The sequence below is a fragment of the Plantibacter sp. M259 genome (assembly GCF_006065115.1).
GTDB lineage: Bacteria > Actinomycetota > Actinomycetes > Actinomycetales > Microbacteriaceae > Plantibacter > Plantibacter auratus.
Map to the genome: position 1 here is coordinate 2,837,321 of NZ_CP040750.1, position 19,296 is coordinate 2,856,616.

Consider the following 19,296-nt stretch of genomic DNA (forward strand, 5'->3'; position numbering starts at 1 on the left):
CTTCTCAGGGTGGATCGGGTAACGTAGGTGAGTCGGCTCTAGACACCGCGTTTGTACCGCGGAGGGTTATGTCAGTCTGGTGGGCCGGTTTCGTCGGAGAGAACTCCGCGAACACACACATGATGTGGACGGCCCCGGCCAGTGATCGCCCGGGTATGAGCATGCCGCAGCGCAGCCGAGGTTTCGGATGGCGCTGTGTGAGTCATGCAGGTTGTTCATGCGAACGAGTTATAACCCGGAAAGCATTTCTCCATGCCCAAGAACAACACCCCCGCCGGCAAACGCCCGGCCAAGAACTTCGACCCCAAGTCCAAGTACGGCGAGAACAAGCGGCCCTTCGGCTCACGCCCCGGCGCGAAGTCCGGCAGCAAGAGCGAAGGCCACCGCGGCTACCGCCCCGACGCCGGTGGAGCGCCGCAGAAGTCTCGCTGGAACGCAGACGAGCGTGCCGAGCGCGCCGCCCGCTTCGAGTCGGAGGAGCGCGGCGACCGCGCACCCCGCGGCGACCGCAACGAGCGTCCTGCGTACAACCGTGGTGGCGACCGCAATGAGCGTCCCGCGTACAACCGTGGCGGCGACCGCAATGAGCGTCCCGCCTACAACCGTGGCGGCGACCGGAACGAGCGTCCTGCGTACAACCGTGGCGAGCGGACTGAACGTCCGTCTTACGGTGACCGGAACGAGCGTCCTGCGTACAACCGTGGTGGCGACCGCAACGAGCGCCCCGCGTACAACCGCGGCGAGCGGACCGAGCGTCCCTCGTATGGCGACCGCAACGAGCGCCCGTCCTACAACCGTGGCGAGCGGACCGAGCGTCCCTCCTACGGCGACAGGAACGAGCGTCCTGCGTACAACCGTGGTGAGCGGTCCGAGCGTCCCTCGTATGGCGACCGGAACGACCGTCCGGCCTCGAACCGTGGTGGCGACCGCACCGAGCGTCCTGCTTACAACCGTGGTGAGCGGTCCGAGCGTCCCTCGTACGGCGACCGGAACGACCGTCCCGCGTACAACCGTGGCGGCGACCGCAACGAGCGTCCGGCCTACAACCGGGGTGAGCGCACGGAGCGTCCCTCGTACGGTGACCGCACGGAGCGTCCCGCGTACAACCGTGGCGAGCGGACCGAGCGTCCCTCCTATGGCGACCGCACCGAACGTCCCGCGTACAACCGCGGCGAGCGGACCGAGCGTCCCTCCTACGGTGACCGCCCGGCTCGTCAGGGTGACCCGCGTCAGGCGAACCGCACCGACCGCCCCGCGCGTTCCTATGACGACCGTCCGAAGCGTTCCTTCGAGGAGCGCCCGGCGCGTTCGTACGACGACCGCCCGAAGCGTTCCTTCGACGACCGCCCGAAGCGCTCGTTCGACGACCGCGGCTCGTCCGACGCCGGCCGTGGCAGCGACTACTACCCGAAGCGCGACGCCGGCTCCTACACGCCGCAGGACGACGTGGTGCTCGAGCGCCTCGAGGCCGACGCGATCCAGGCGGGCGACGTCGAGGGTGTGACCTTCGAGAGCCTCGGCCTCGGCGGCAACATCGTCCGTGCGCTCGCCGAGCTCGGCGCCGACAGCCCGTTCCCGATCCAGGCGGCGACCATCCCGGACGTCATCGCGGGCCGCGACGTCCTCGGCCGTGGCCGCACCGGCTCCGGCAAGACCATCGCCTTCGGTGCCCCGCTCGTCGAAAAGCTCATGGAGAACGGCGGCGGCAAGAACCGCAAGCCGGGTCGCAAGCCCCGCGCCCTCATCCTCGCCCCGACGCGTGAGCTCGCCCTGCAGATCGACCGCACCGTGCAGCCCATCGCGCGCGCCGTCGGCCTCTTCACCACGCAGATCTACGGCGGTGTCCCGCAGGGTCGCCAGGTCGGCGCCCTGCAGCGCGGCGTCGACATCATCGTCGGCACGCCCGGTCGCATCGAGGACCTCATCGAGCAGGGTCGCCTCGACCTCTCGCAGGTCACCGTGACCGTCCTCGACGAGGCCGACCACATGTGCGACCTCGGCTTCCTCGAGCCGGTGCAGCGCATCCTGCGTCGCACCGCGCCCGACGGCCAGAAGCTCCTCTTCTCCGCCACCCTCGACAAGGGTGTCGCAGCCCTCGTCAACGAGTTCCTCCCGAACCCGTCGGTGCACGAGGTCGCCGGTGAGGACCAGGCGTCCTCCACGATCGACCACCGCGTGCTGGTGGTGGAGCACAAGGGCAAGGACCGCCTCATCGAGGAGCTCGTCAACCGCACCGAGAAGACCCTCGTGTTCGCCCGCACCCGGGCGTACGCCGAGCGTCTCGCGGAGCAGCTCGGCATGGCGGGCATCCCCGCCGTCTCGCTCCACGGCGACCTCAACCAGGCGCGCCGCACGCGCAACCTGGAGAAGCTCACCTCGGGTCGGGTCAACGTGCTCGTCGCCACCGACGTCGCCGCCCGCGGCATCCACGTCGACGACATCACGCTCGTCGTGCAGGCCGACGCCCCGGACGAGTACAAGACGTACCTGCACCGTGCCGGCCGCACCGGTCGTGCCGGCAAGATCGGTCGCGTCGTCACGATCATCCCCAAGGCCCGTCGCCGTCGGATGACCGAACTGCTCGACCGCGCCGAGATCGAGGCCGCGTTCGACGACGCCGCCCCCGGCGACCAGCTTGTCGAGGACATCGCCACGGCGTAGTCCTCACCGCATCAGGAACGCCCGCCGAGCTCACGCTCGGCGGGCGTTCCGCGTTCCGGTCGGCGTTCTGCAGCCTCTCTTGAAGCGGCCGATGGTGATGAGTAGGCTCAAAATATATGAGTGAACCCCGCGAAGCGATCGTCAATGCAGCAACCGAACGCGTCGTCGATGCTGCGCGGAAACCGCTGGGCCGCCGACCGGTCGACGTGAGCCGCGGCGCAACGCTCTACGCCGATGCGGTTGCAGCGATCGGGTCCGTGGCCCTGGTCGGAGAGTGTCGAGCCGCCCAGACGTCGTTCGACCGGCGCACGGCCTGGTTCGACCTTGCAGATCCGAATGGTCAGTGGACGTCCATGCTCGTGCTGCCGCCCGAGCGGAAGCGGATCGAGGGCTTCCTCGGCATGGACCTCCTCGAGTTCCTGACCGAGGGCAAGGTCCTCGCGGTCAGTGGTCGCTTCGTGCCGGGGAGACGAAGCGGCGAGCGACAACTGCGCGTCGAGAAGATCAGTGCGACTGCTGTCGAGGACGCAGGAGCCGCTTTCTTGGCCCGAACGGAGGCTCAGTCCTTCCTCGAGTCGGCCTTCGCGCAGGATCCGGAGCAGTACGGCGACAGGGATGCGACTCGCCCGTACCGGGGACGCGCCAAGGATCTGGCACAGCAACTCTCCAATCGAGGGTCCGTGTGGAGCGGGTCATCACATTGCGGCCGGCCAGCTCCCAGACCCAGGACGAGTTCTCCCGGGGTTCGGCCGAGCGGGGCTCCAGGAGGAGCAGCGATCGGTGCCGTTCGACCCGACTGGTCTCTCCGCGGCGCTCGACGCGATCGAGCCGGCCGACGATGTCATCGTGGCGATCCATCGGGGAGGCGGACACTGGAGTGACCGCTCGGCGCTGGACGACATCCAGGTCGTCCGATCGATCATCGACTGTGCAGCCCCCGTGTTCACCGGGGTGGGTCACTGGGCGGATGAGACCGTCGCGGATCGAGCGGCCTTCGCCTCGGCGGCCACACCGACCATGCTTGGAAGCCTGATCACCTCGCTCGCGCGTGAACAGGCTCAGGAGCGTTCACGGCGTTCAGCGCGGAGCGCTGCTCCTCCGTCCACCACAGCGCCGGTTGCGAGGCCGAGGTCCGAGACGCTTCGTGCCGCGCAGCAATCCGCTGATTGGCAGTTCCGCCGACGGATCGACGAGGCGAGGGCCGCGGCGCTCTATCGGGTGCGGATGCGAGGCGCGATTCTGGCCATGCTGTGGGCGGCGCTCACGGTCGTCCTCGCCGGTTCGGCGCTGTCGGTGCTCGAAAACGGCCTGGCCGCAGCGGTGCCCTGGGGATGGATGGCGCTGGCAGGCCTCGTTCTGACGGTGTGGAGTGCGTCAGCGCAGCGACGAGCGACCCGCGTGACTGCCAGACAACGCAGACGAGGCTGGCCGCCGATCGATGACGAGTCGTGGTTCGTCACCGCGGCTCAGGTGCGAACTCCGAGACAATTCCGACGGCACTTCGCCGCCTGAGTCGTCTCGTGGACGAGTCGCCCTGTCAAGCGACCGCTATCGGGTGAGGGCCGCCCGTTCGTCGTCGCGCGGCGCGAGGACGACGGCGTCGTCGACCCCGTCGAAGGTGCGGACGGGCCGGGTGCCGTCCCAGCGCTGCCAACCCGGGTCGCCCGTCGTCGCGAACGCGACCCAGGCGTCGTGCATCGCGGTCGCGAGCGACTGCGGGGCGGACGGGCCCGCCATGCGGACGGCCTCCGGGGAGTCGAGGTGGTCGAAGACGAAACCGATCTCCATCGCGTGGGCGGCCCCGAGTGCACCGTGGCCGTCCTCACCGACCGGGCTTCGCCACGCGAATTCGTACACCCATGTGTCGGCGCCGGCGGCGGCCCGTGCATCGGCGACAAGGTTGAGCGGGACGCGCAGCAGGACGTCGGTCGCCATCGCGCCGAGGACCTCCCCGGTCGGCGCTTTCGGTCGGTTCCGTCGGAAGGTGCGGACTGTCGCCGCGGAGATCCCGAGCTTCAGGCGTGCCGCGAGCAGATGGACGCGTTTGATCGTCGGAAGGAGTCCAGTCGGGACGAACCACAGTCGGTACTCCTCGGTCGTGCTGCCGATGAGGACGGGGATGCCGGCCGCCCGCCCGGCGAGCAACGCGTCGAACGGACTGTCCGGTACGAGCGGTGCGGCCGTCGCGACCGCGAAGCCGGCGCCGCCGTTCAGCGGGTTGCCGCCCGCCATGACCCGCTCCTGCGCGGCGACGAGCCCCTCCGGTGGAACACGTCGGAACCCTGCTCGGGTGGTGGGGACCCCCAGATCCTTCGCCATGAGCTTCGAGATGCGGCCCGCCCGCTCGCGCGTCTGCGCCTCCAGCGGCCCGCTCTGGATGATCGCCCGCCGCATCACGGCCGGAGCGTCCGGGTGGGTGAGGAGTGTCGCCACCGAGGCTCCGCCCGCGGACTCGCCGAACACGGTGACGTTGTCGGGGTCGCCGCCGAACCGGGCGATCTCGTCCTGGACCCAGGTCAGGGCTGCCAGTTGGTCGGCGATGCCGAGGTTCAGCGGGACGTCGTCGAGCACGGAGAAGCCTTCCGAGCCGAGGCGGTAGTTGACGGACACGAGCACGACGCCGTCGCGGGCGAACGCGGTGCCGTCGTAGGCGTCGAGCGCGTTGGAGCCGTGGACGAACGAGCCTCCGTGGATCCAGACCATCACCGGGAATGGCCCGACCGACGGCTCGGCCGGCGCCCAGACGTTGACGTTGAGGATCTCGTTCCCCGGCACGGTGACCGTGGAGAGGAGGTCGCCGACCGCGCCGGTGTACGGGGCCTGCGGTGCGGTGGCGCCGGGCCGGGTCGCGTCCCGCGGCTCGTCCCAGGGCTCGACCGGCTGGGGGAGCCGGAACCGGTCGTCGCCGAACGGCGCCGCCGCATACGGGATGCCGAGGAAGCTGGAGACACCGCCCGCGCTGCGTCCGGTGACCGGGCCGCTGCCGGTGTCGACGGTGATCGGCGTGGGGTGGTCGTCCGACCGGGTGTCGTCGTCGGCCGGTTCCAGCCCAGGGTCGATGCTCATACGCGTCCGTTCGTCGATGCTCGGGTGACCAACTGTATCGACGGCGGTCGTACGCGTGCCTGTGCATCGGACGGGAGACGGGTGCGGAAGACTGGAACGATGCAGATCCGTCCGTTCACCCCAGCCGACACCGACGCCGTCATCGCCCTGTGGAACACCGTCGGTCTCACCCGACCGTGGAACGACCCGGCGAAGGACATCGAGCGGAAGTCGACGACGCAGCCCGAGCTGTTCCTCGTCGCGGTGGATGCCGATGGCGCCCTCATCGGCACGGCGATGGTGGGGTACGACGGCCACCGCGGGTGGGTGCACTACCTGGCAGTGTCGCCGGCCCAGCAAGGTGGTGGACTCGGTCGGGTGCTCATGGCCGAAGCCGAACGCCTGCTCATCGAACTCGGGTGCCCGAAGATCAACCTCATGGTCCGGACGGGCAACGACCGGGTGATCGGGTTCTACGAGGCGCTCGGGTACGGCACCGACGAGGTCGCGCTGCTCAGCAAGCGGCTCATCCCCGACGCCTGACCGCGGTTCGTTCGCCCATTCTTGGGCGAGGGAGGTCTCGTTCGCCCAAGAATGGGCGAACGAACGGGTCAGAAGAGGGTCGGTTGGACCTGCAGGCCCGTCGTGACGAACTCGGGGGCGCGCTTGCGCAGCTCGGCCCGCTCGCCGTACCCGTCGCGCAACATGCCGAGCGCTGACGAGCGGACGCCCCCGGTGGCGGGGTCCTCGGTGCCGCGCTCGAGCCCGTGCTCGCGGATCATCGGGCGGATACGCGCGGCCAGCCACTTCCGGTACTCCTTCGGGGCGTAGGCGCCGTCGGCGTACATCGAGGTGTAGCGGTCGACGAGCTCGGGGTGCTCCCGCGACAGCCACTGCATGAACCAGGGTTTGACGCCGGCCTTCAGGTACAGGGTCGAGAAGAGGACGGTGCTCGCGCCGGCCTCGCGGATGCGCGACAGGGCGAGGTCGAGGTGGTCGACGGTGTCGGTCAGGTAGGGAGGATCGGCATCATGAAGACCCCGACGTCGAAGCCGAGGTCGGCAGCGGCGCGGATGGTCGCGAGTCTGGCCGCCGCCGTCGGGGTGCCGGGTTCGATCGACTGCTGCAGCTCGTCGTCGTAGATCGCGATCGACATGGCGAGGTCGACCGGCACGCGCTGAGCGACCTCGGCGAGGAGGGGCAGGTCACGCCGGAGCAGCGTGCCCTTCGTCAGGATCGAGAACGGGGTTCCCGAGTCGGCGAGGGCCTTGATGATCCCCGGCATGAGCCGGTACTTGCCCTCGGCGCGCTGGTACGGGTCGGTGTTCGTGCCGAGTGCCACCGGGTGCCTGCCCCAGCTCGCCTTCGCGAGCTCCTTCTCGAGGACCTCGGCGACGTTCACCTTGACGATGAGCTGTGAGTCGAAGTCCTTCCCGGCATCGAGGTCCAGATATGTGTGAGTCGGTCTAGCGAAGCAGTAAAAACACGCATGCGAGCAGCCCCGATAGGGGTTGATGGTCCACCCGAACGGCATCACGGACTGGCCGGGTACGCGGTTGAGTGCGGACTTCGCGAGCACCTCGTGGAAGGTGATCCCGGCGAACTCGGGCGTCTGGACGCTGCGCACGAGGTTGTTCAGCTTCGCGAGGCCCGGCAGCGCCGACGTCGCCTCGACCCCGAGTTCCTGTCCGCTCCACCGCATGTCTCCATTAGAACATATGTTCGAGTTCTACGGACGACTCCGGGTGATCAGTTCCGGGCGACGGGACCCGGACCGACGGCGAGACTCCACCAGAGGAGGGCGGCGCTCACGAGCCAGAACGCGACCATGAAGCACCAGTCGCGGGTCCGGAAGGGGATGCGGGTCCGCTCCGTGCGCTGCGGATGGGCGCCGAACGCGCGGGAGTCCATGGCGAGCGCGACCCGCTCCGCGTGACGGATGGCACCGGCCAGCAGTGGCACGACGGTGCCGGCGGCGCGGCGGACGGCGGCGATCGGTCCGCGACCCTCGGCCATGCCGCGGACCCGGTGGGCGGAACGGATCACCTCCAGCTCGTGCCCGAACCGCGGCACGAACCGGTAGGCGGCGAGCGCCGTGTACCCGATCCGGTAGGGCACGTGTAGCTGCTGGATCATCGCGCGGACGAACTCCGGGCCGGTCGAGGTGAGGCCGCCGATGCAGGCGAGGACGAGGAGGGCCGCGAGCCGCAGTGCCGTCGAGAGACCGACGAGCAGCGCGCCGAGGAAGAACCGGTAGTCGCCGACCTGGAACAGCAGGACGGACTGGTCGACGCGGCTCGGGTCGGTCCACAGGCCGAAGCTGAACGACATGATCGCGACGAGGAGCGGCAGCGCCACGAAGAGCAGGAGGGCGACCGTCCGCGTCAGGCTGCCTCCGACGAGGATGACGACGACCGCGAGGGCGATGAACAGCGCCGGCGTGACCGGGTCCCTCGTGAACGCGAGCAGGATCATCACCGGGAGCGGAGCGCCGAGCTTCGCGAGCGGGTTCAACCGGTACAGGAATCGACCGGCGGGTGCCGTGCTCGAGGCGTACGGGTCGATCGTCGTGGCGCTCATCGGGCGGCCGCCCCGGGCAGGTCGTCGAGTCTCGACAGGTGCCGCCAGTCGGGGTGGTTCGTCAGCGAGCGCATCGCCTGGGCGAGCGGCGGTGGCCGGAGCCCCGCGCGGCGCAGGAGCTCCTCGTCGCTGAGGACCGCGGCGGTCGTGTCGTGGGCGAGCAGGCGACCGCCGGCCATCACCGCGACGTGACTCGCGTGATCGGCGACGAGCTGGAGGTCGTGGGTCACGACGACGACCGTGGTGCCCTGCGCGTTGAGGCCGGCGAGGAGGTCCAGGAGCTCATTCGCCCGTGCCCGGTCCTGACCGAAGGTCGGTTCGTCGAGCGCGAGCACCGGGGCTCCGGCGATGAGGGCGCTCCCGACGGACAGTCGGCGCTTCTGGCCGCCGGAGAGGAGGAACGGGTGCACGTCGCGTGCGGATTCCAGGCCGAACCGCCGCAGCAGGTCGCCGACGCGCCGCTCGATCTCGGTGTCGTCTACGCGCCGGATCCGCAGGCCGTGCGCGAGCTCCTCGTGGACGGTGTGGGCGATGAACTGGTGCTCGGGGTTCTGGAAGACGAATCCGATGTGTGCCGCGATCGTCCGGACGTCGCTGCGCCCCGGGTCGATCCCGCCGACGTCGATGCGGCCGCGGGGTGGCCGGACCACCCCGGCGATCGCCTGGAGCAGGGTCGTCTTGCCGGCACCGTTCGTCCCGATCACCGCGAGGAAGTCGCCCGTCCCGACCTCGAGGCTCACCTCATGGAGGATCGAGGTGCGCCGGCGGCCGCGACCGCGATCGACGCTGAGCCGGTCGACGTGGACCGCCACCGACCGCTCGGCGGTGACCGGGGCGACGGGCGCCGTCGGCAGCGTCGGCAGTGCGGTCGAGTCGAGTGCGGTGGTGAGCTCGGCGGGTGTCAGGGGGAGGTTCGGCACGATGACACCGCCCTCCCGCAGCCGCAGGGCCGCGAGCGTCGCGACCGGCAGCCAGACCCCCATCGCGAGCAGTTCGTCGAGGTACCCGAGCAGGACGTCGCGGGTCGGGCCGTCGAAGGCGAGCCGTCCGTCGCGATCAAGGACGACGACCCGGTCGACGAGGTCGATGGCGGCGTCGAGGTTGTGCTCGACGAGCAGGATCGCGTGCCGCTTCCCGGCGCCGTCCGGTCCGGAGACGAGTGAACGGAGGGCTGCGTATACCTCCTCGATCCCGGCCGGATCGAGGTTCGCCGTCGGCTCGTCGAGGACGAGGAGGTCGCTCCCCATGGCCAGGGCGCAGGCGATCGCGAGTCGCTGTCGGCCTCCGCCCGAGAGCCGGTCGGGGTTCTCGGCCCGGCGCTCCCAGAGCCCGACCTGCCGGAGCGCGCGTTCGGCGCGGGACAGCACCTCCTCGACGGGGAGCAGGAGGTTCTCCGGGCCGAAGCACACCTCGTCGAGGACCGTTCCGGTGACGATCTGCGCGTCGGGGTCCTGGAACACCATCGCCACGTGCTCGCTCAACTGCGCGACCGTCGAGGTGGCCGTGTCGAGCCCGCCGGTGATCACGGCACCCTCGAATTCGGCCGGTACTGCGTGGGGGACGAGACCGTTGAGGGCCAGCGCCAGCGTCGACTTCCCCGAGCCGCTCGGCCCGAGCAGGAGCACCACCTCACCGGGTGCGACCTGGAACGACACGTCGTCCGGGGTCCACTCCTCGCGTTCGTCGTGACGGATGCGCACCCGCCGGACGACGGTGGCGGGGTGCGTCGGCGGTACGGGGTCCACTCAGGCCCGCGTGCCGGCCGAGCCGCGATCGCGCTGCAGGGGTTTCGCGATGGACCGCCCCACGCCGGCTCTCGCGAGGGCCGCTGCGACCGCCCGCCCGAGCGCGGTGAAGGCGATCGGGCTCAGGACGAAGAGGGCGATGTAGACCGTCTGGGCGAGGGGCGCGAAATGCTCGATCCCGAGGACGACGAGCACGGAGCCGCCGAAGACGAGTCCCGCGATGCCCGCTGCCAGGTAGAAGACCCAGGCCTTCCAGACGCGGTAGCGCGACACAGCGAAGGGGATCTCCTGCAGGAGCCCGATCGCGAGGCCGGTGCCGAAGTAGCGGAAGAACCACTGCGGGCTGAACGCCGCCGAGACGAGGCCGGCGGTGAGCCCGGTCATGAGGGCCACACCACCACGTCGGAGGAGCGCCTGCGAGACGACGCCCGGCAGGAAGTACACGCCGATGATGAGGCCGTAGAGCACGGGGGCGGTCGCGGAGATCGTGCCGCCGACGTACCCGGAGACGACGAAGACGAGGCCGCCGCCGACGCCGATGGCGGCGCAGGTCAGCAGCAGTCGCGTACTCAGACGTTGCATGAGCCCACCTTCACGAGCAGCCGATCTCCTGAGGACAGCCTATCCTTTATCAGCCCGTCGAGACGCCGACGGACACCGCTCGGAACGGGGTCCGGAGCGCCCGATCCGAGCGGTCAGATCGAGCGTCGGCGCGGGGTCAGACGGACGTTCGGCAACGGAGGCGCCGGGATGCGGTCCGTACCGTGGCCGGCGACCGACCCGAAGCGCGGCGACCCCGCCTCCCAGTCCTCCCGGGCGGATGCGATGTCCTCGTGACTGCGACCGACGAAGTTCCACCACATGACCAGCTTCTCCGGGAACGGCGTCCCTCCGAGGAGCACGAAGCGGGCACCGGTCGCGCTCCGGAGCTCGAGGCGATCGCACCCGGGCGGCAGGTAGAGCAACGGGCCGGAGCCGAGTTCGACGCCGCCGACCTCGAGCACCCCGTCGAGTACGAGGACGCCGTGCTCGAAGGCCGGATCCACCGGCACCTCGACGACGGTGTCGGCCTCGAGCGTCACGTCGGCACCGAGCAGGGGCGAATGGACGGTCGCGGTCGACGTCACCCCGCCCAGCGTGCCGACGAGGACGGTCGCCTCCAAGCCCGGAGCGCGGTGCACGGGCAGGTCCGTGTGCTGCTCGAACGCGGCCGGCACCGAGGCGGCGGCCTCCGGGAGTGCCACCCACAGCTGGAGGCCGTGCATGGCGGCCTCCTCCTCGCCCACCGAGAACTCGGAGTGCGACACGCCTCGGCCACTCGTCATGAGGTTGAGCTCGCCCGGGCGGACGACCACGTCGCTGCCCACGCTGTCGCGGTGCCGGATGTCGCCGACCAGCGGCCACGTCACGGTCTGCAGGCCGGTGTGCGGATGCGGCAGGACGCGCATCAGCGATCGGTCCTCGTCGAAGCGGTCGAGGAAGCACCAGGCGCCGATCATCGGCAGCTCCCGCTGCGGGAGGGTGCGATGGACGCTCAGGCCGCGGATGCCGCCGAGTGGGACCTCGCGAGCCTCGAGGAGTCTCGTCCCGGATCCGTCGGATGCGTGGCAGACGCTGGGTACGGGGTCGGCGTCGAGTCTCGTCATGAGCGCCTCCTTATCACGGACAACGCTACTCCCGCTCGGCCTGACCTCGGCCCGCACCGACGTGGTTGACTGGGCGCGGGGCCCGTCCGGCTCCGCCGCTGCCGAGATTGGGGATCCCATGGGCCTGTTCGACAAGCATGAGGACGCACCGGAGCCGCTCGCCCGCGGCCTCTGGCACGACCGCATCGGCACGTTCGCGACCCGGAGCATCCAGACGCTCGCCATCGTCGCGGTCGCCGCGCTGATCGTCTTCGCGCTGACCCAGCTCTCGCTCGTGATGATCCCCGTCGTCATCGCGCTCATCCTCGCCTCGGCGATCTACCCGCTCATGCGGTGGATGCGGTCGAAGGGGCTCCCGTCGATCCTCGCCACCTGGATCGCCCTCGTCTCGATCCTCGTCGTCCTCGGCGGCATCGGCTGGCTCATCGTGTGGGCCGTGCGCAGCCAGTGGGACGACCTCGTCGACTCCGCCTCGAAGGGCTTCGGGCAGCTGCAGGACTGGCTCGGCACCCTGCCGTTCGACATCGACGAGAAGCAGATCGAGGACGCCAAGCAGACCGCGGTCGACTTCCTCACCTCGAGCCAGTTCGGCAGCGGGGCACTCGCCGGCGTCTCCGCGACGGCGAGCTTCCTCACCGGCCTGGTGCTCATGGTCGTCGTCCTGTTCTTCTTCCTCAAGGACGGGCCGCGGCTCTGGGAGTTCCTGCTCCGCCCCTTCACCGGAACCGCGTACGACCGCGCCAAGCGCATCGGCGGCAAGACGGTGGACACCCTCGGCGGGTACGTGCGCGGCACCGCCACGATCGCGGCCGTCGACGCGATCGGCATCGGCATCGGCCTCGCGATCATCGGGGTCCCGCTCGCCCTGCCGCTCAGCGTCATCGTGTTCCTGACCGCCTTCATCCCGATCGTCGGTGCGACCGCCGCCGGCATCCTCGCGGCCCTCGTCGCGCTCGTCGCCAACGGTCCGGTCGCCGCCCTCATCGTCGTCGGCATCGTCGTGCTCGTGAACCAGCTCGAGGGCAACTTCCTCCAGCCCGTCGTCATGGCACGCTCGCTCAAGCTGCACGCCCTCGTCGTCCTCCTCGCCCTGACCGCCGGCACCATCCTCGGCGGCATCGTCGGCGCGGTCCTCGCCGTCCCGATCGCGGCGGTCGCCTGGGGCATCATCGGCGTCTGGAACGGGCCGGACCAGCCGGCCGAGCCCATGCGGCAGAAGCGACCCGAGTCCGTCTGAGGGAGCCCGTCAGGGTCGTGGGTCCGCCCGCCGGATAGCATGTGACCGTGGACCCCCACGATCTCCTCGGCCTCGTCTTCGAGGTCTTCACCTGGATCGGCTTCGGCAGCGCCGTCGTCGTGCTGCTCGTCATGCTCATCGCGCGGGCGGCGGACGGCAGCTGGGTGGAGACGCACGGAGTCATAGTGGACGTGCCGGAGGACGCGGGCGGCGGGGACGTCGATCGAGGTCAGGGGCGCGAGGTCCGCTGGATGACCGAGGCGGCCGAGCTGTACTCACGGCCCGTCACGGATGCGGAGTTCGACGCCCTGCGCGACCCCGAGGAGCCGAACGTCTTCTACGCCCGCCGGGAACCGTCTCGCGCACGCTTCCGCCGGACGGCCGACCATACGAGGGCGCTCCGGCTGCTCTTCGGCGTGACCTTCGGCATCGGCGTCGTCTGCTCCATCGCCTCGATCGTGCTGCTGTTCGTCGCCGACACCGGGGCCTGAGCACCTGCTCCTCCTTCCGGTCACTGAGTACCTCTTCCCCGGTCCCTGAGCTCCCGCTCCCCGGTCCCTGAGCTCCCGCTCCCCGGTCCCAGAGCACCCCCTCCCGGTCCCTGAGCCTGTCGAAGGGCCATCCTCCCGGTCATTGAGCCTGTCGAAATGCCCCCGAGTGCCCCCTGGTCCGGGCTCCGATCGTCCTGGCCACCCCCTCCCCGGTCCCTGAGCCTGTCGAAGGGCGACGCTCGGGTAGGCTGTGAACACGAGCGTCGACACCTGGTCCGCTCGCTCTCCCGGAGGCATCGCATGACGGAACGGTGGGCCCGTGTCGCCCGCGGCACCGCCGCAGCCGCGTTCGCCACCTTCGCCGCCGCCCTCTCGCACACGATCGGCGGGGCAGCCGCACCGTCCGCGTTCGTGCTCCTGGTCGGTGGCACCTTCGCCGTCCTGGTCTGCGTCCTCCTCGCCGGCCGCCGCATCACCGCACTCGGGGTCGTCGCCTCCGTGCTCGTGAGCCAGCTCGGCTACCACGCGCTCTTCACCCTCGTCCCGAGCACCGTCAGCGCCACGGTCGCATCCGGCGGTGCGACCGGCCCCGCGAACTGGCACCGGCACGGTGTCGTCGAACTCGCGACCGGCGGCGTCACCGCGGCGCACACCCACGGCGACACCACGATGTGGGCGGCGCACCTCGTCGCAGCCGTCGCGACCATCGCAGCCATCCTGTTCGCCGAACGCGCGACGCTCGCCGCGCTCGCCGCCCTGACGGTCCGGATCCTCGCCCGCCGTGCCGCACCGACGCACCTCGTCCCCGCGCCCCGCCGGGTGCGCTGGGTCCGCGTCAACCGTCGTCCCCGCAACCTCGGGGTGGTCCTGCTCCACCTGCGACACCGCGGTCCGCCGGCGCTCGCCGCCGCCTGACCGACGCACCACCCTCCGACCGGGACGGGTGCCGTGCGTGGCCGGGTCGGCCGCAGCACAGCAGCACCCTTCGGCGCGCCATCCGGCGTGAGCCACCCCTTTCCGCACGCTCGACGCCGTGCGGATCAGTCGACAGGACGATCATGAACGCAACCACCCCCGCCCGACCTTCCGCAAGCCCGCCGTACTCGGTGCCATCGCCATCGGCGCCGGAGCGCTCCTTGCGGTCGGCGCACCGCTCGCCGCCAGCGCCCACGTCAGCGTCACGCCGACCTCCACGGCCGCCGGCTCCTACACGGTGCTGAGCTTCGCCGTCGGTCACGGCTGTGACGGTTCGCCCACGACGAGCCTCTCCTTCGAGATCCCCGAGGAGATCAACGCTGTGACGCCGACGGTCAACCCGAACTGGACCATCGACAAGCAGATGGCCCCACTCGCGAAGCCCATCACCGACAGCCACGGTGAGCAGCTCGCCGAGCGCGTCGGCACCGTCGTCTACACGGCCAAGACGCCGCTCGCCGACGGCTACCGCGACACGGTCTCCTTCCAGGTCCAGCTGCCGGCCGACGCCGAGGGCAAGACCCTCGTCTTCCCGGTGACGCAGACGTGCGAGGTCGGCCAGACCGACTGGACCGACGTCGCGAAGGACGGTCAGACCGAGGACGACCTCGAGTCGCCGGCGCCGGTCGTCGTCGTGACCGCTGCCGAGGCGGGCGACCACCACGGTGGTGCCGCCATGGACGACGACGGTGACGGCGACCACACCGAGGCCGCCGCCGCGAGCGACGCCGGCACCACCGACGTGCTGGGCCGCGTGCTCGGCATCGCCGGTCTCGTCGTCGGCGCCGCCGGCATCGTCATCGCTGCCTCCGCACGCCGCGCAGCGTCCGACGCGAAGCGCCAGGCCTGATGACGGTCTCCCGTCGTCGCCGTCTCGTCGGCACCGCCGCGACCGCGTTCCTCGCGGTCGCGGCGGTGCTCGCGGTGGCCCAGCCGGCCTCAGCGCACAACAGCATCATCTCGACGACGCCGGCCGAGGGGTCGACGATCACGGAGCAGCCGGAGCAGCTCGTCATCACGACGAACGACAACCTGCTCGACCTCGGCGAAGCCGGCCAGTCCAACCAGATCCAGGTGACCGGTCCCGGCGACGAGCGGCTGTACTACGGCACCGCGTGCGCAGCCGTGAACGGCCCTGCGCTCGTCATGCCGCTGCAGCTCGGGCAAGCCGGCGAGTACACCGTCGTCTGGCAGCTCGTCTCGACCGACGGCCACCCGCTGTCGGGCAGCTACACCTTCGAGTGGGCGCCGGCCGAGGGCCAGGAACTCGCCGCGGGGAGTGCGAAGCCCGCGTGCGCGACGAGCGGTGCCTCCACGGTCGAGCCCTCGTCGGAGGCGGGTGGTGTCGAGCCGGAGTCGTCCGCTGGCGGGCTCAGTGGCGATGTGTGGTGGATCGTCGGCGCGATCGGCGTCGTCCTGATCGCCGGCATCGGCGTCCTGCTCGTGACCCGGCGGAAGCCGGAGCCGACCTCGGACGACCAGGGCACGGACACCCCCGCGTCCTGAGCCGCACCCGGTCCGGTCCCTGAGCCGCACCCCGTCCGGTCCCTGTGCCGCGCATCGTCCGGTCCCTGTGCCGGCATCCCGCGCGTTCCCTGAGCGCCACCCCGTTCGGTCCCTGAGCTTGTCGAAGGATAGTCCGGTCGGTGGTGCTTTCGGCTGGTGAGGTTCTTCGGGGGGACTTCGACAGGCTCAGTGACCGGGGGAGGTGACACGCTTCGGTCCCTGGGCTTGTCGAAGGGTAGTCCGGTCGGTGGTGCTTTCGGATGGCGAGGTGTCTCGTGGGCACTTCGACAGGCTCAGTGACCGGGGTCGGGCGAGCGGGTCCCGGTCCCGACACAACGCAACAGCCCCGCCATCCTCGAGAGGATGACGGGGCTGTTCGGTTGTTACCGGTGTAGCGTGCGGGTGAACCCGCGGTCGGCTACTTTGCCGGCGGCATCAGCACCGAGTCGATGAGGTACACGGTCGCGTTGGCGGTCTTGACGCCACCGCAGATGACCTTGGCACCGTTGACGGTGATGTTGTCACCCGAGCCCTCGACCTTGACGGTTCCACCCTCGACGGTGGTCTGCTCACCATCGATGTCGGACGGAGCGATCTGGCCGGGGATCACGTGGTACGTGAGGATCGAGGTCAGCGTCGCGGCACCCTCAGGCGTCTTGAGGCTGTCGATCGTCGCGGCGTCGATCTTCTTGAACGCGTCGTCGACCGGGGCGAAGACGGTGAACTCGGAGCCGTTCAGCGTGTCGACGAGGTTGACGTCGGGGTTCAGCTGGCCGGAGACCGCAGCGGTGAGCGTGGTCAACAGCGGGTTGTTGGACGCGGCGACGGCGACGGGGTCGGCCGACATGCCGGCGACGGAACCAGCACCGTCCGGGACGGCGTCAGCGTAGGCGGCGCAGCCCGAGCCGACGAGGTCCGCTGCGGGGTCTGCAGCCATCGACTCGGTGGGAGCGGAGCTCGGCTCCATCGAGGAACCGCTGTCGGAGCTGGAGCCGCTGGAACAGGCTGCGAGGCCGAAGGTCGCGACGGCGGCGAGTGCGAGCACTGCCATGTGGTTTCGCTTGATGGTACGCATGTGATTCTCCTTTGATGAGGTTTGGACCGGTTGTCGAGTGCCTCTCAGAACCGGCCCTCGATGACACTTCGGAGCCCCCACGGGGGTGGTTTGGAAAAAGATCCGATCGCGTGTCGGGCGGGGTCGTGCATTAAGAGGAATGAAATTCTTCGGATCCGATCCTGTGGAGGGGCGCCTGGGTGTCAGCCGCTGCGGCTACGATCGACGGATGAGCTGGAGCACCGAACCCGACTGGATCCCGGACGACGCGGACGCTCCCGACGACTTCGACGCCCCACCGCCCGACGATGCGTACCTCGGCGGTGGTGTCGCGTGGGGGAGTGGAGCGGTCGCGTCCGCTCCGTCCGCTGTGCCTCCGGTGGCCGCGCGTGCAGCGGGCCAGAAGTTCGCCACGGCGCAGGAGGCACTCCACACGGTCTTCGGGTACGACGCGTTCCGCGGCGAGCAGCAGCAGATCATCGAGCAGGTCGCCGGCGGCGGCGACGCGGTCGTCCTCATGCCGACGGGTGGGGGCAAGAGCCTCTGCTATCAGATCCCCGCCCTGCTCCGACCGGGCACCGGCATCGTCGTCTCCCCGCTCATCGCCCTCATGCAGGATCAGGTCGACGCGCTGCTCGCCGTCGGCGTCCGCGCCGCGTTCCTCAACTCGACGCAGGATCCCGCTGAGCGCTCCCGGGTCGAACAGGCCTACCTCGCCGGCGAGCTCGACCTCCTCTACGTCGCGCCCGAGCGCCTGAGCTCCGAGGCGACGCGCCGGTTCCTCGGCCAGGGCACCATCGCCCTGCTCGCGATCGACGAGGCGCACTGTGTATCGCAGTGGGGGCACGACTTCCGTCCCGACTACCTCATGCTCGGCGAGCTCGCCGAACGCTGGCCCGACGTCCCGCGCATCGCGCTCACCGCGACCGCCACCGACGCGACGCACCAGGAGATCACGCAGCGGCTCCACCTCGGCGAGGCGAAGCACTTCGTCTCGAGCTTCGACCGCCCGAACATCCAGTACCGGATCGTCGGCAAGAACGAGGTCCGCAAGCAGCTCGTCGCGTTCGTGAAGGAACAGCCGGCCGGCACCGCCGGGATCGTCTACTGCCTCAGTCGCAAGACGGTGGAACAGACGGCGCAGCTCCTGCGCGACAACGGGGTGGACGCCGTGGCGTACCACGCCGGACTCGACGCCTCCGTGCGAGCGGCTGCGCAGTCCCGCTTCCTCCGCGAGGACGGCGTCGTGGTCGTCGCGACCATCGCCTTCGGCATGGGGATCGACAAGCCGGACGTCCGCTTCGTCGCCCACGTCGACCTCCCGAAGAGCGTCGAGGGCTACTACCAGGAGACCGGCCGTGCGGGGCGCGACGGCGAGCCGTCCATCGCCTGGCTCGCCTACGGCCTCCAGGACGTCGTCCAGCAGCGGCGGATGATCGCCGAGTCGCCGGGCGACCTCGCGCACCAGCGCAACCTCAGCGCCCACCTCGACGCGATGCTCGCCCTGTGCGAGACCGTCGACTGCCGCCGGGTCAACCTGCTGCGCTACTTCGGTCAGCCCTCCACGCCGTGCGGCAACTGCGACACCTGCCTCGAACCCCCGGTCACCTGGGACGGCACCGTGCCGGCGCAGAAGCTCCTCTCGACGATCGTGCGTCTGAAGCGCGAGCGCAACCAGTCCTTCGGCGCAGGGCAGATAATCGACATCCTCCGCGGCAAGCGGACCGACCGCGTCGCCCAGCAGCGACACGACGAACTCGCGACCTTCGGCATCGGCGAGGACCTCAGTGACCAGGAGTGGCGCGGCGTCGTCCGTCAGCTGCTCGCACGCGACCTCCTGGCCACCGTCGGCGAGTACGGCACGCTCGGCCTCACCGACGGGAGCGCCGAGGTGCTCGCGGGGAACCGACCGGTGGCCATGCGTCGCGAGCCGGAACGTGCCGCCCGCTCCTCGTCGAGGTCGTCCTCCCGCTCGTCGAGCGCGAACGCCGAGCTCGAACCGGCCGCGGCCGAGCTGTTCCAGGCCCTGCGTGCCTGGCGGGCCGGGGTCGCGAAGGAGCAGGGCGTCCCCGCCTACATCGTGTTCGGCGACGCGACCCTGCGGGAGGTCGCGACGGCGAAGCCCGACTCGCTCGGTGCGCTCGACGGCATCAGCGGCATCGGTGCGAAGAAGCTCGACGCCTACGGGCAGGCGCTCATCGAGGTCGTCGCCGCCAACGCCTGACGCCGCTCCTGGGAGCGAGCTGCGACAGCTGTGGGGAGGACCAAGTCGATCGACGACGATCGGGCGGCCCCTTGTCCACATCCCACAGGCGCTTTCACCCATCGTTATGACAGTCCTACCATTGTGGGAGGT

16 protein-coding genes and 1 pseudogene are annotated in these 19,296 nt (G+C 70.3%); 9 read left to right on the forward strand and 8 right to left on the reverse strand.

All coding sequences use genetic code 11. The features are described from left to right. Positions 1 to 252 precede the first annotated feature (252 nt). Positions 253 to 2,661 (forward strand): DEAD/DEAH box helicase, encoded by a 2,409-nt coding sequence (locus FGL15_RS13305; RefSeq protein ID WP_138946397.1) that lies wholly within the window; start codon positions 253 to 255, stop codon positions 2,659 to 2,661. Positions 2,662 to 2,768: 107 nt separating this feature from the next. On the opposite strand, the gene FGL15_RS13310 is transcribed toward FGL15_RS13305, so the two are convergent. Continuing rightward, positions 2,769 to 3,323: a hypothetical protein gene (locus FGL15_RS13310; RefSeq protein WP_168223401.1), complete on the reverse strand. Its 555-nt coding sequence runs from the start codon at positions 3,321 to 3,323 to the stop codon at positions 2,769 to 2,771. Positions 3,324 to 3,441: 118 nt separating this feature from the next. Between FGL15_RS13310 and FGL15_RS13315 the strand changes: the two genes are divergently transcribed. Beyond that, positions 3,442 to 4,173, forward strand: a complete 732-nt coding sequence (locus FGL15_RS13315) for an exodeoxyribonuclease VII large subunit (RefSeq protein ID WP_168223402.1) — start codon at positions 3,442 to 3,444, stop codon at positions 4,171 to 4,173. Positions 4,174 to 4,209: 36 nt separating this feature from the next. On the opposite strand, the gene FGL15_RS13320 is transcribed toward FGL15_RS13315, so the two are convergent. Next, on the reverse strand, positions 4,210 to 5,727 hold the full coding sequence (locus FGL15_RS13320; protein ID WP_138946400.1) for a carboxylesterase/lipase family protein: 1,518 nt from the start codon (positions 5,725 to 5,727) through the stop codon (positions 4,210 to 4,212). Between the two features lie 99 nt (positions 5,728 to 5,826). On the opposite strand from FGL15_RS13320, the gene FGL15_RS13325 reads away from it, so the two are divergent. Then, a complete protein-coding gene (locus FGL15_RS13325) occupies positions 5,827 to 6,249 on the forward strand; it encodes a GNAT family acetyltransferase (RefSeq protein ID WP_138946401.1) in 423 nt (140 codons plus the stop codon). Between the two features lie 68 nt (positions 6,250 to 6,317). On the opposite strand, the pseudogene FGL15_RS13330 reads toward FGL15_RS13325, so the two are convergent. The 5 genes and pseudogenes from FGL15_RS13330 to FGL15_RS13350 all read right to left on the reverse strand — a co-directional run bounded on the left by FGL15_RS13330 (position 6,318) and on the right by FGL15_RS13350 (position 11,677). Beyond that, a pseudogene (locus FGL15_RS13330) lies at positions 6,318 to 7,408 on the reverse strand (Rv2578c family radical SAM protein). A gap of 47 nt (positions 7,409 to 7,455) precedes the next feature. Continuing rightward, positions 7,456 to 8,286, reverse strand: a complete 831-nt coding sequence (locus FGL15_RS13335) for an energy-coupling factor transporter transmembrane protein EcfT (RefSeq protein ID WP_138946402.1) — start codon at positions 8,284 to 8,286, stop codon at positions 7,456 to 7,458. Further along, positions 8,283 to 10,031, reverse strand: coding sequence for an ABC transporter ATP-binding protein (locus FGL15_RS13340; RefSeq protein ID WP_138946403.1), 1,749 nt, complete (start codon positions 10,029 to 10,031; stop codon positions 8,283 to 8,285). Before FGL15_RS13340 ends, FGL15_RS13335 begins: the two co-directional genes overlap by 4 nt. Beyond that, the gene (locus FGL15_RS13345; RefSeq protein ID WP_071259786.1) at positions 10,032 to 10,613 is read right to left on the reverse strand and encodes an ECF transporter S component; all 582 of its coding nucleotides are present in this window, start codon (positions 10,611 to 10,613) and stop codon (positions 10,032 to 10,034) included. Between the two features lie 113 nt (positions 10,614 to 10,726). After that, positions 10,727 to 11,677: a pirin family protein gene (locus FGL15_RS13350; protein WP_138946404.1), complete on the reverse strand. Its 951-nt coding sequence runs from the start codon at positions 11,675 to 11,677 to the stop codon at positions 10,727 to 10,729. 118 nt (positions 11,678 to 11,795) lie between these two features. Between FGL15_RS13350 and FGL15_RS13355 the strand changes: the two genes are divergently transcribed. From FGL15_RS13355 to FGL15_RS13375, 5 genes are all read left to right on the forward strand, one after another. Beyond that, complete coding sequence (locus tag FGL15_RS13355) at positions 11,796 to 12,914, forward strand: AI-2E family transporter (protein WP_079705105.1); 1,119 nt, start codon at positions 11,796 to 11,798, stop codon at positions 12,912 to 12,914. Positions 12,915 to 12,961: 47 nt separating this feature from the next. Beyond that, positions 12,962 to 13,405, forward strand: a complete 444-nt coding sequence (locus FGL15_RS13360) for a DUF3592 domain-containing protein (RefSeq protein WP_168223403.1) — start codon at positions 12,962 to 12,964, stop codon at positions 13,403 to 13,405. Between the two features lie 300 nt (positions 13,406 to 13,705). Continuing rightward, complete coding sequence (locus tag FGL15_RS13365) at positions 13,706 to 14,320, forward strand: hypothetical protein (RefSeq protein ID WP_138946406.1); 615 nt, start codon at positions 13,706 to 13,708, stop codon at positions 14,318 to 14,320. Between the two features lie 118 nt (positions 14,321 to 14,438). Beyond that, on the forward strand, positions 14,439 to 15,230 hold the full coding sequence (locus tag FGL15_RS13370) for a YcnI family protein (RefSeq protein WP_138946407.1): 792 nt from the start codon (positions 14,439 to 14,441) through the stop codon (positions 15,228 to 15,230). Then, positions 15,230 to 15,886 (forward strand): copper resistance CopC family protein, encoded by a 657-nt coding sequence (locus FGL15_RS13375; protein ID WP_138946408.1) that lies wholly within the window; start codon positions 15,230 to 15,232, stop codon positions 15,884 to 15,886. The genes FGL15_RS13370 and FGL15_RS13375 overlap by 1 nt, the downstream gene beginning before the upstream one ends. Before the next feature lie 418 nt (positions 15,887 to 16,304). Here the strand turns inward: FGL15_RS13375 and FGL15_RS13380 are convergent, their stop codons facing one another. Further along, a complete protein-coding gene (locus tag FGL15_RS13380; protein WP_079705110.1) occupies positions 16,305 to 16,961 on the reverse strand; it encodes a fasciclin domain-containing protein in 657 nt (218 codons plus the stop codon). Between the two features lie 208 nt (positions 16,962 to 17,169). On the opposite strand from FGL15_RS13380, the gene recQ reads away from it, so the two are divergent. Next, positions 17,170 to 19,164, forward strand: coding sequence for a DNA helicase RecQ (gene recQ, locus FGL15_RS13385; protein ID WP_138946409.1), 1,995 nt, complete (start codon positions 17,170 to 17,172; stop codon positions 19,162 to 19,164). The last annotated feature ends 132 nt before the right edge of the window (positions 19,165 to 19,296 follow it).

What these genes read in the sequence shown, in the direction of transcription:
- recQ (WP_138946409.1), top strand. Translation starts at nt 17,170, where the DNA reads ATGAGCTGGAGCACCGAACCCGACTGGATCCCGGACGACGCGGACGCT.
- FGL15_RS13320 (WP_138946400.1), bottom strand. Translation starts at nt 5,727, where the DNA reads ATGAGCATCGACCCTGGGCTGGAACCGGCCGACGACGACACCCGGTCG.
- FGL15_RS13350 (WP_138946404.1), bottom strand. Translation starts at nt 11,677, where the DNA reads ATGACGAGACTCGACGCCGACCCCGTACCCAGCGTCTGCCACGCATCC.
- FGL15_RS13375 (WP_138946408.1), top strand. Translation starts at nt 15,230, where the DNA reads ATGACGGTCTCCCGTCGTCGCCGTCTCGTCGGCACCGCCGCGACCGCG.
- FGL15_RS13335 (WP_138946402.1), bottom strand. Translation starts at nt 8,286, where the DNA reads ATGAGCGCCACGACGATCGACCCGTACGCCTCGAGCACGGCACCCGCC.
- FGL15_RS13380 (WP_079705110.1), bottom strand. Translation starts at nt 16,961, where the DNA reads ATGCGTACCATCAAGCGAAACCACATGGCAGTGCTCGCACTCGCCGCC.
- FGL15_RS13325 (WP_138946401.1), top strand. Translation starts at nt 5,827, where the DNA reads ATGCAGATCCGTCCGTTCACCCCAGCCGACACCGACGCCGTCATCGCC.
- FGL15_RS13345 (WP_071259786.1), bottom strand. Translation starts at nt 10,613, where the DNA reads ATGCAACGTCTGAGTACGCGACTGCTGCTGACCTGCGCCGCCATCGGC.
- FGL15_RS13305 (WP_138946397.1), top strand. Translation starts at nt 253, where the DNA reads ATGCCCAAGAACAACACCCCCGCCGGCAAACGCCCGGCCAAGAACTTC.
- FGL15_RS13355 (WP_079705105.1), top strand. Translation starts at nt 11,796, where the DNA reads ATGGGCCTGTTCGACAAGCATGAGGACGCACCGGAGCCGCTCGCCCGC.
- FGL15_RS13365 (WP_138946406.1), top strand. Translation starts at nt 13,706, where the DNA reads ATGACGGAACGGTGGGCCCGTGTCGCCCGCGGCACCGCCGCAGCCGCG.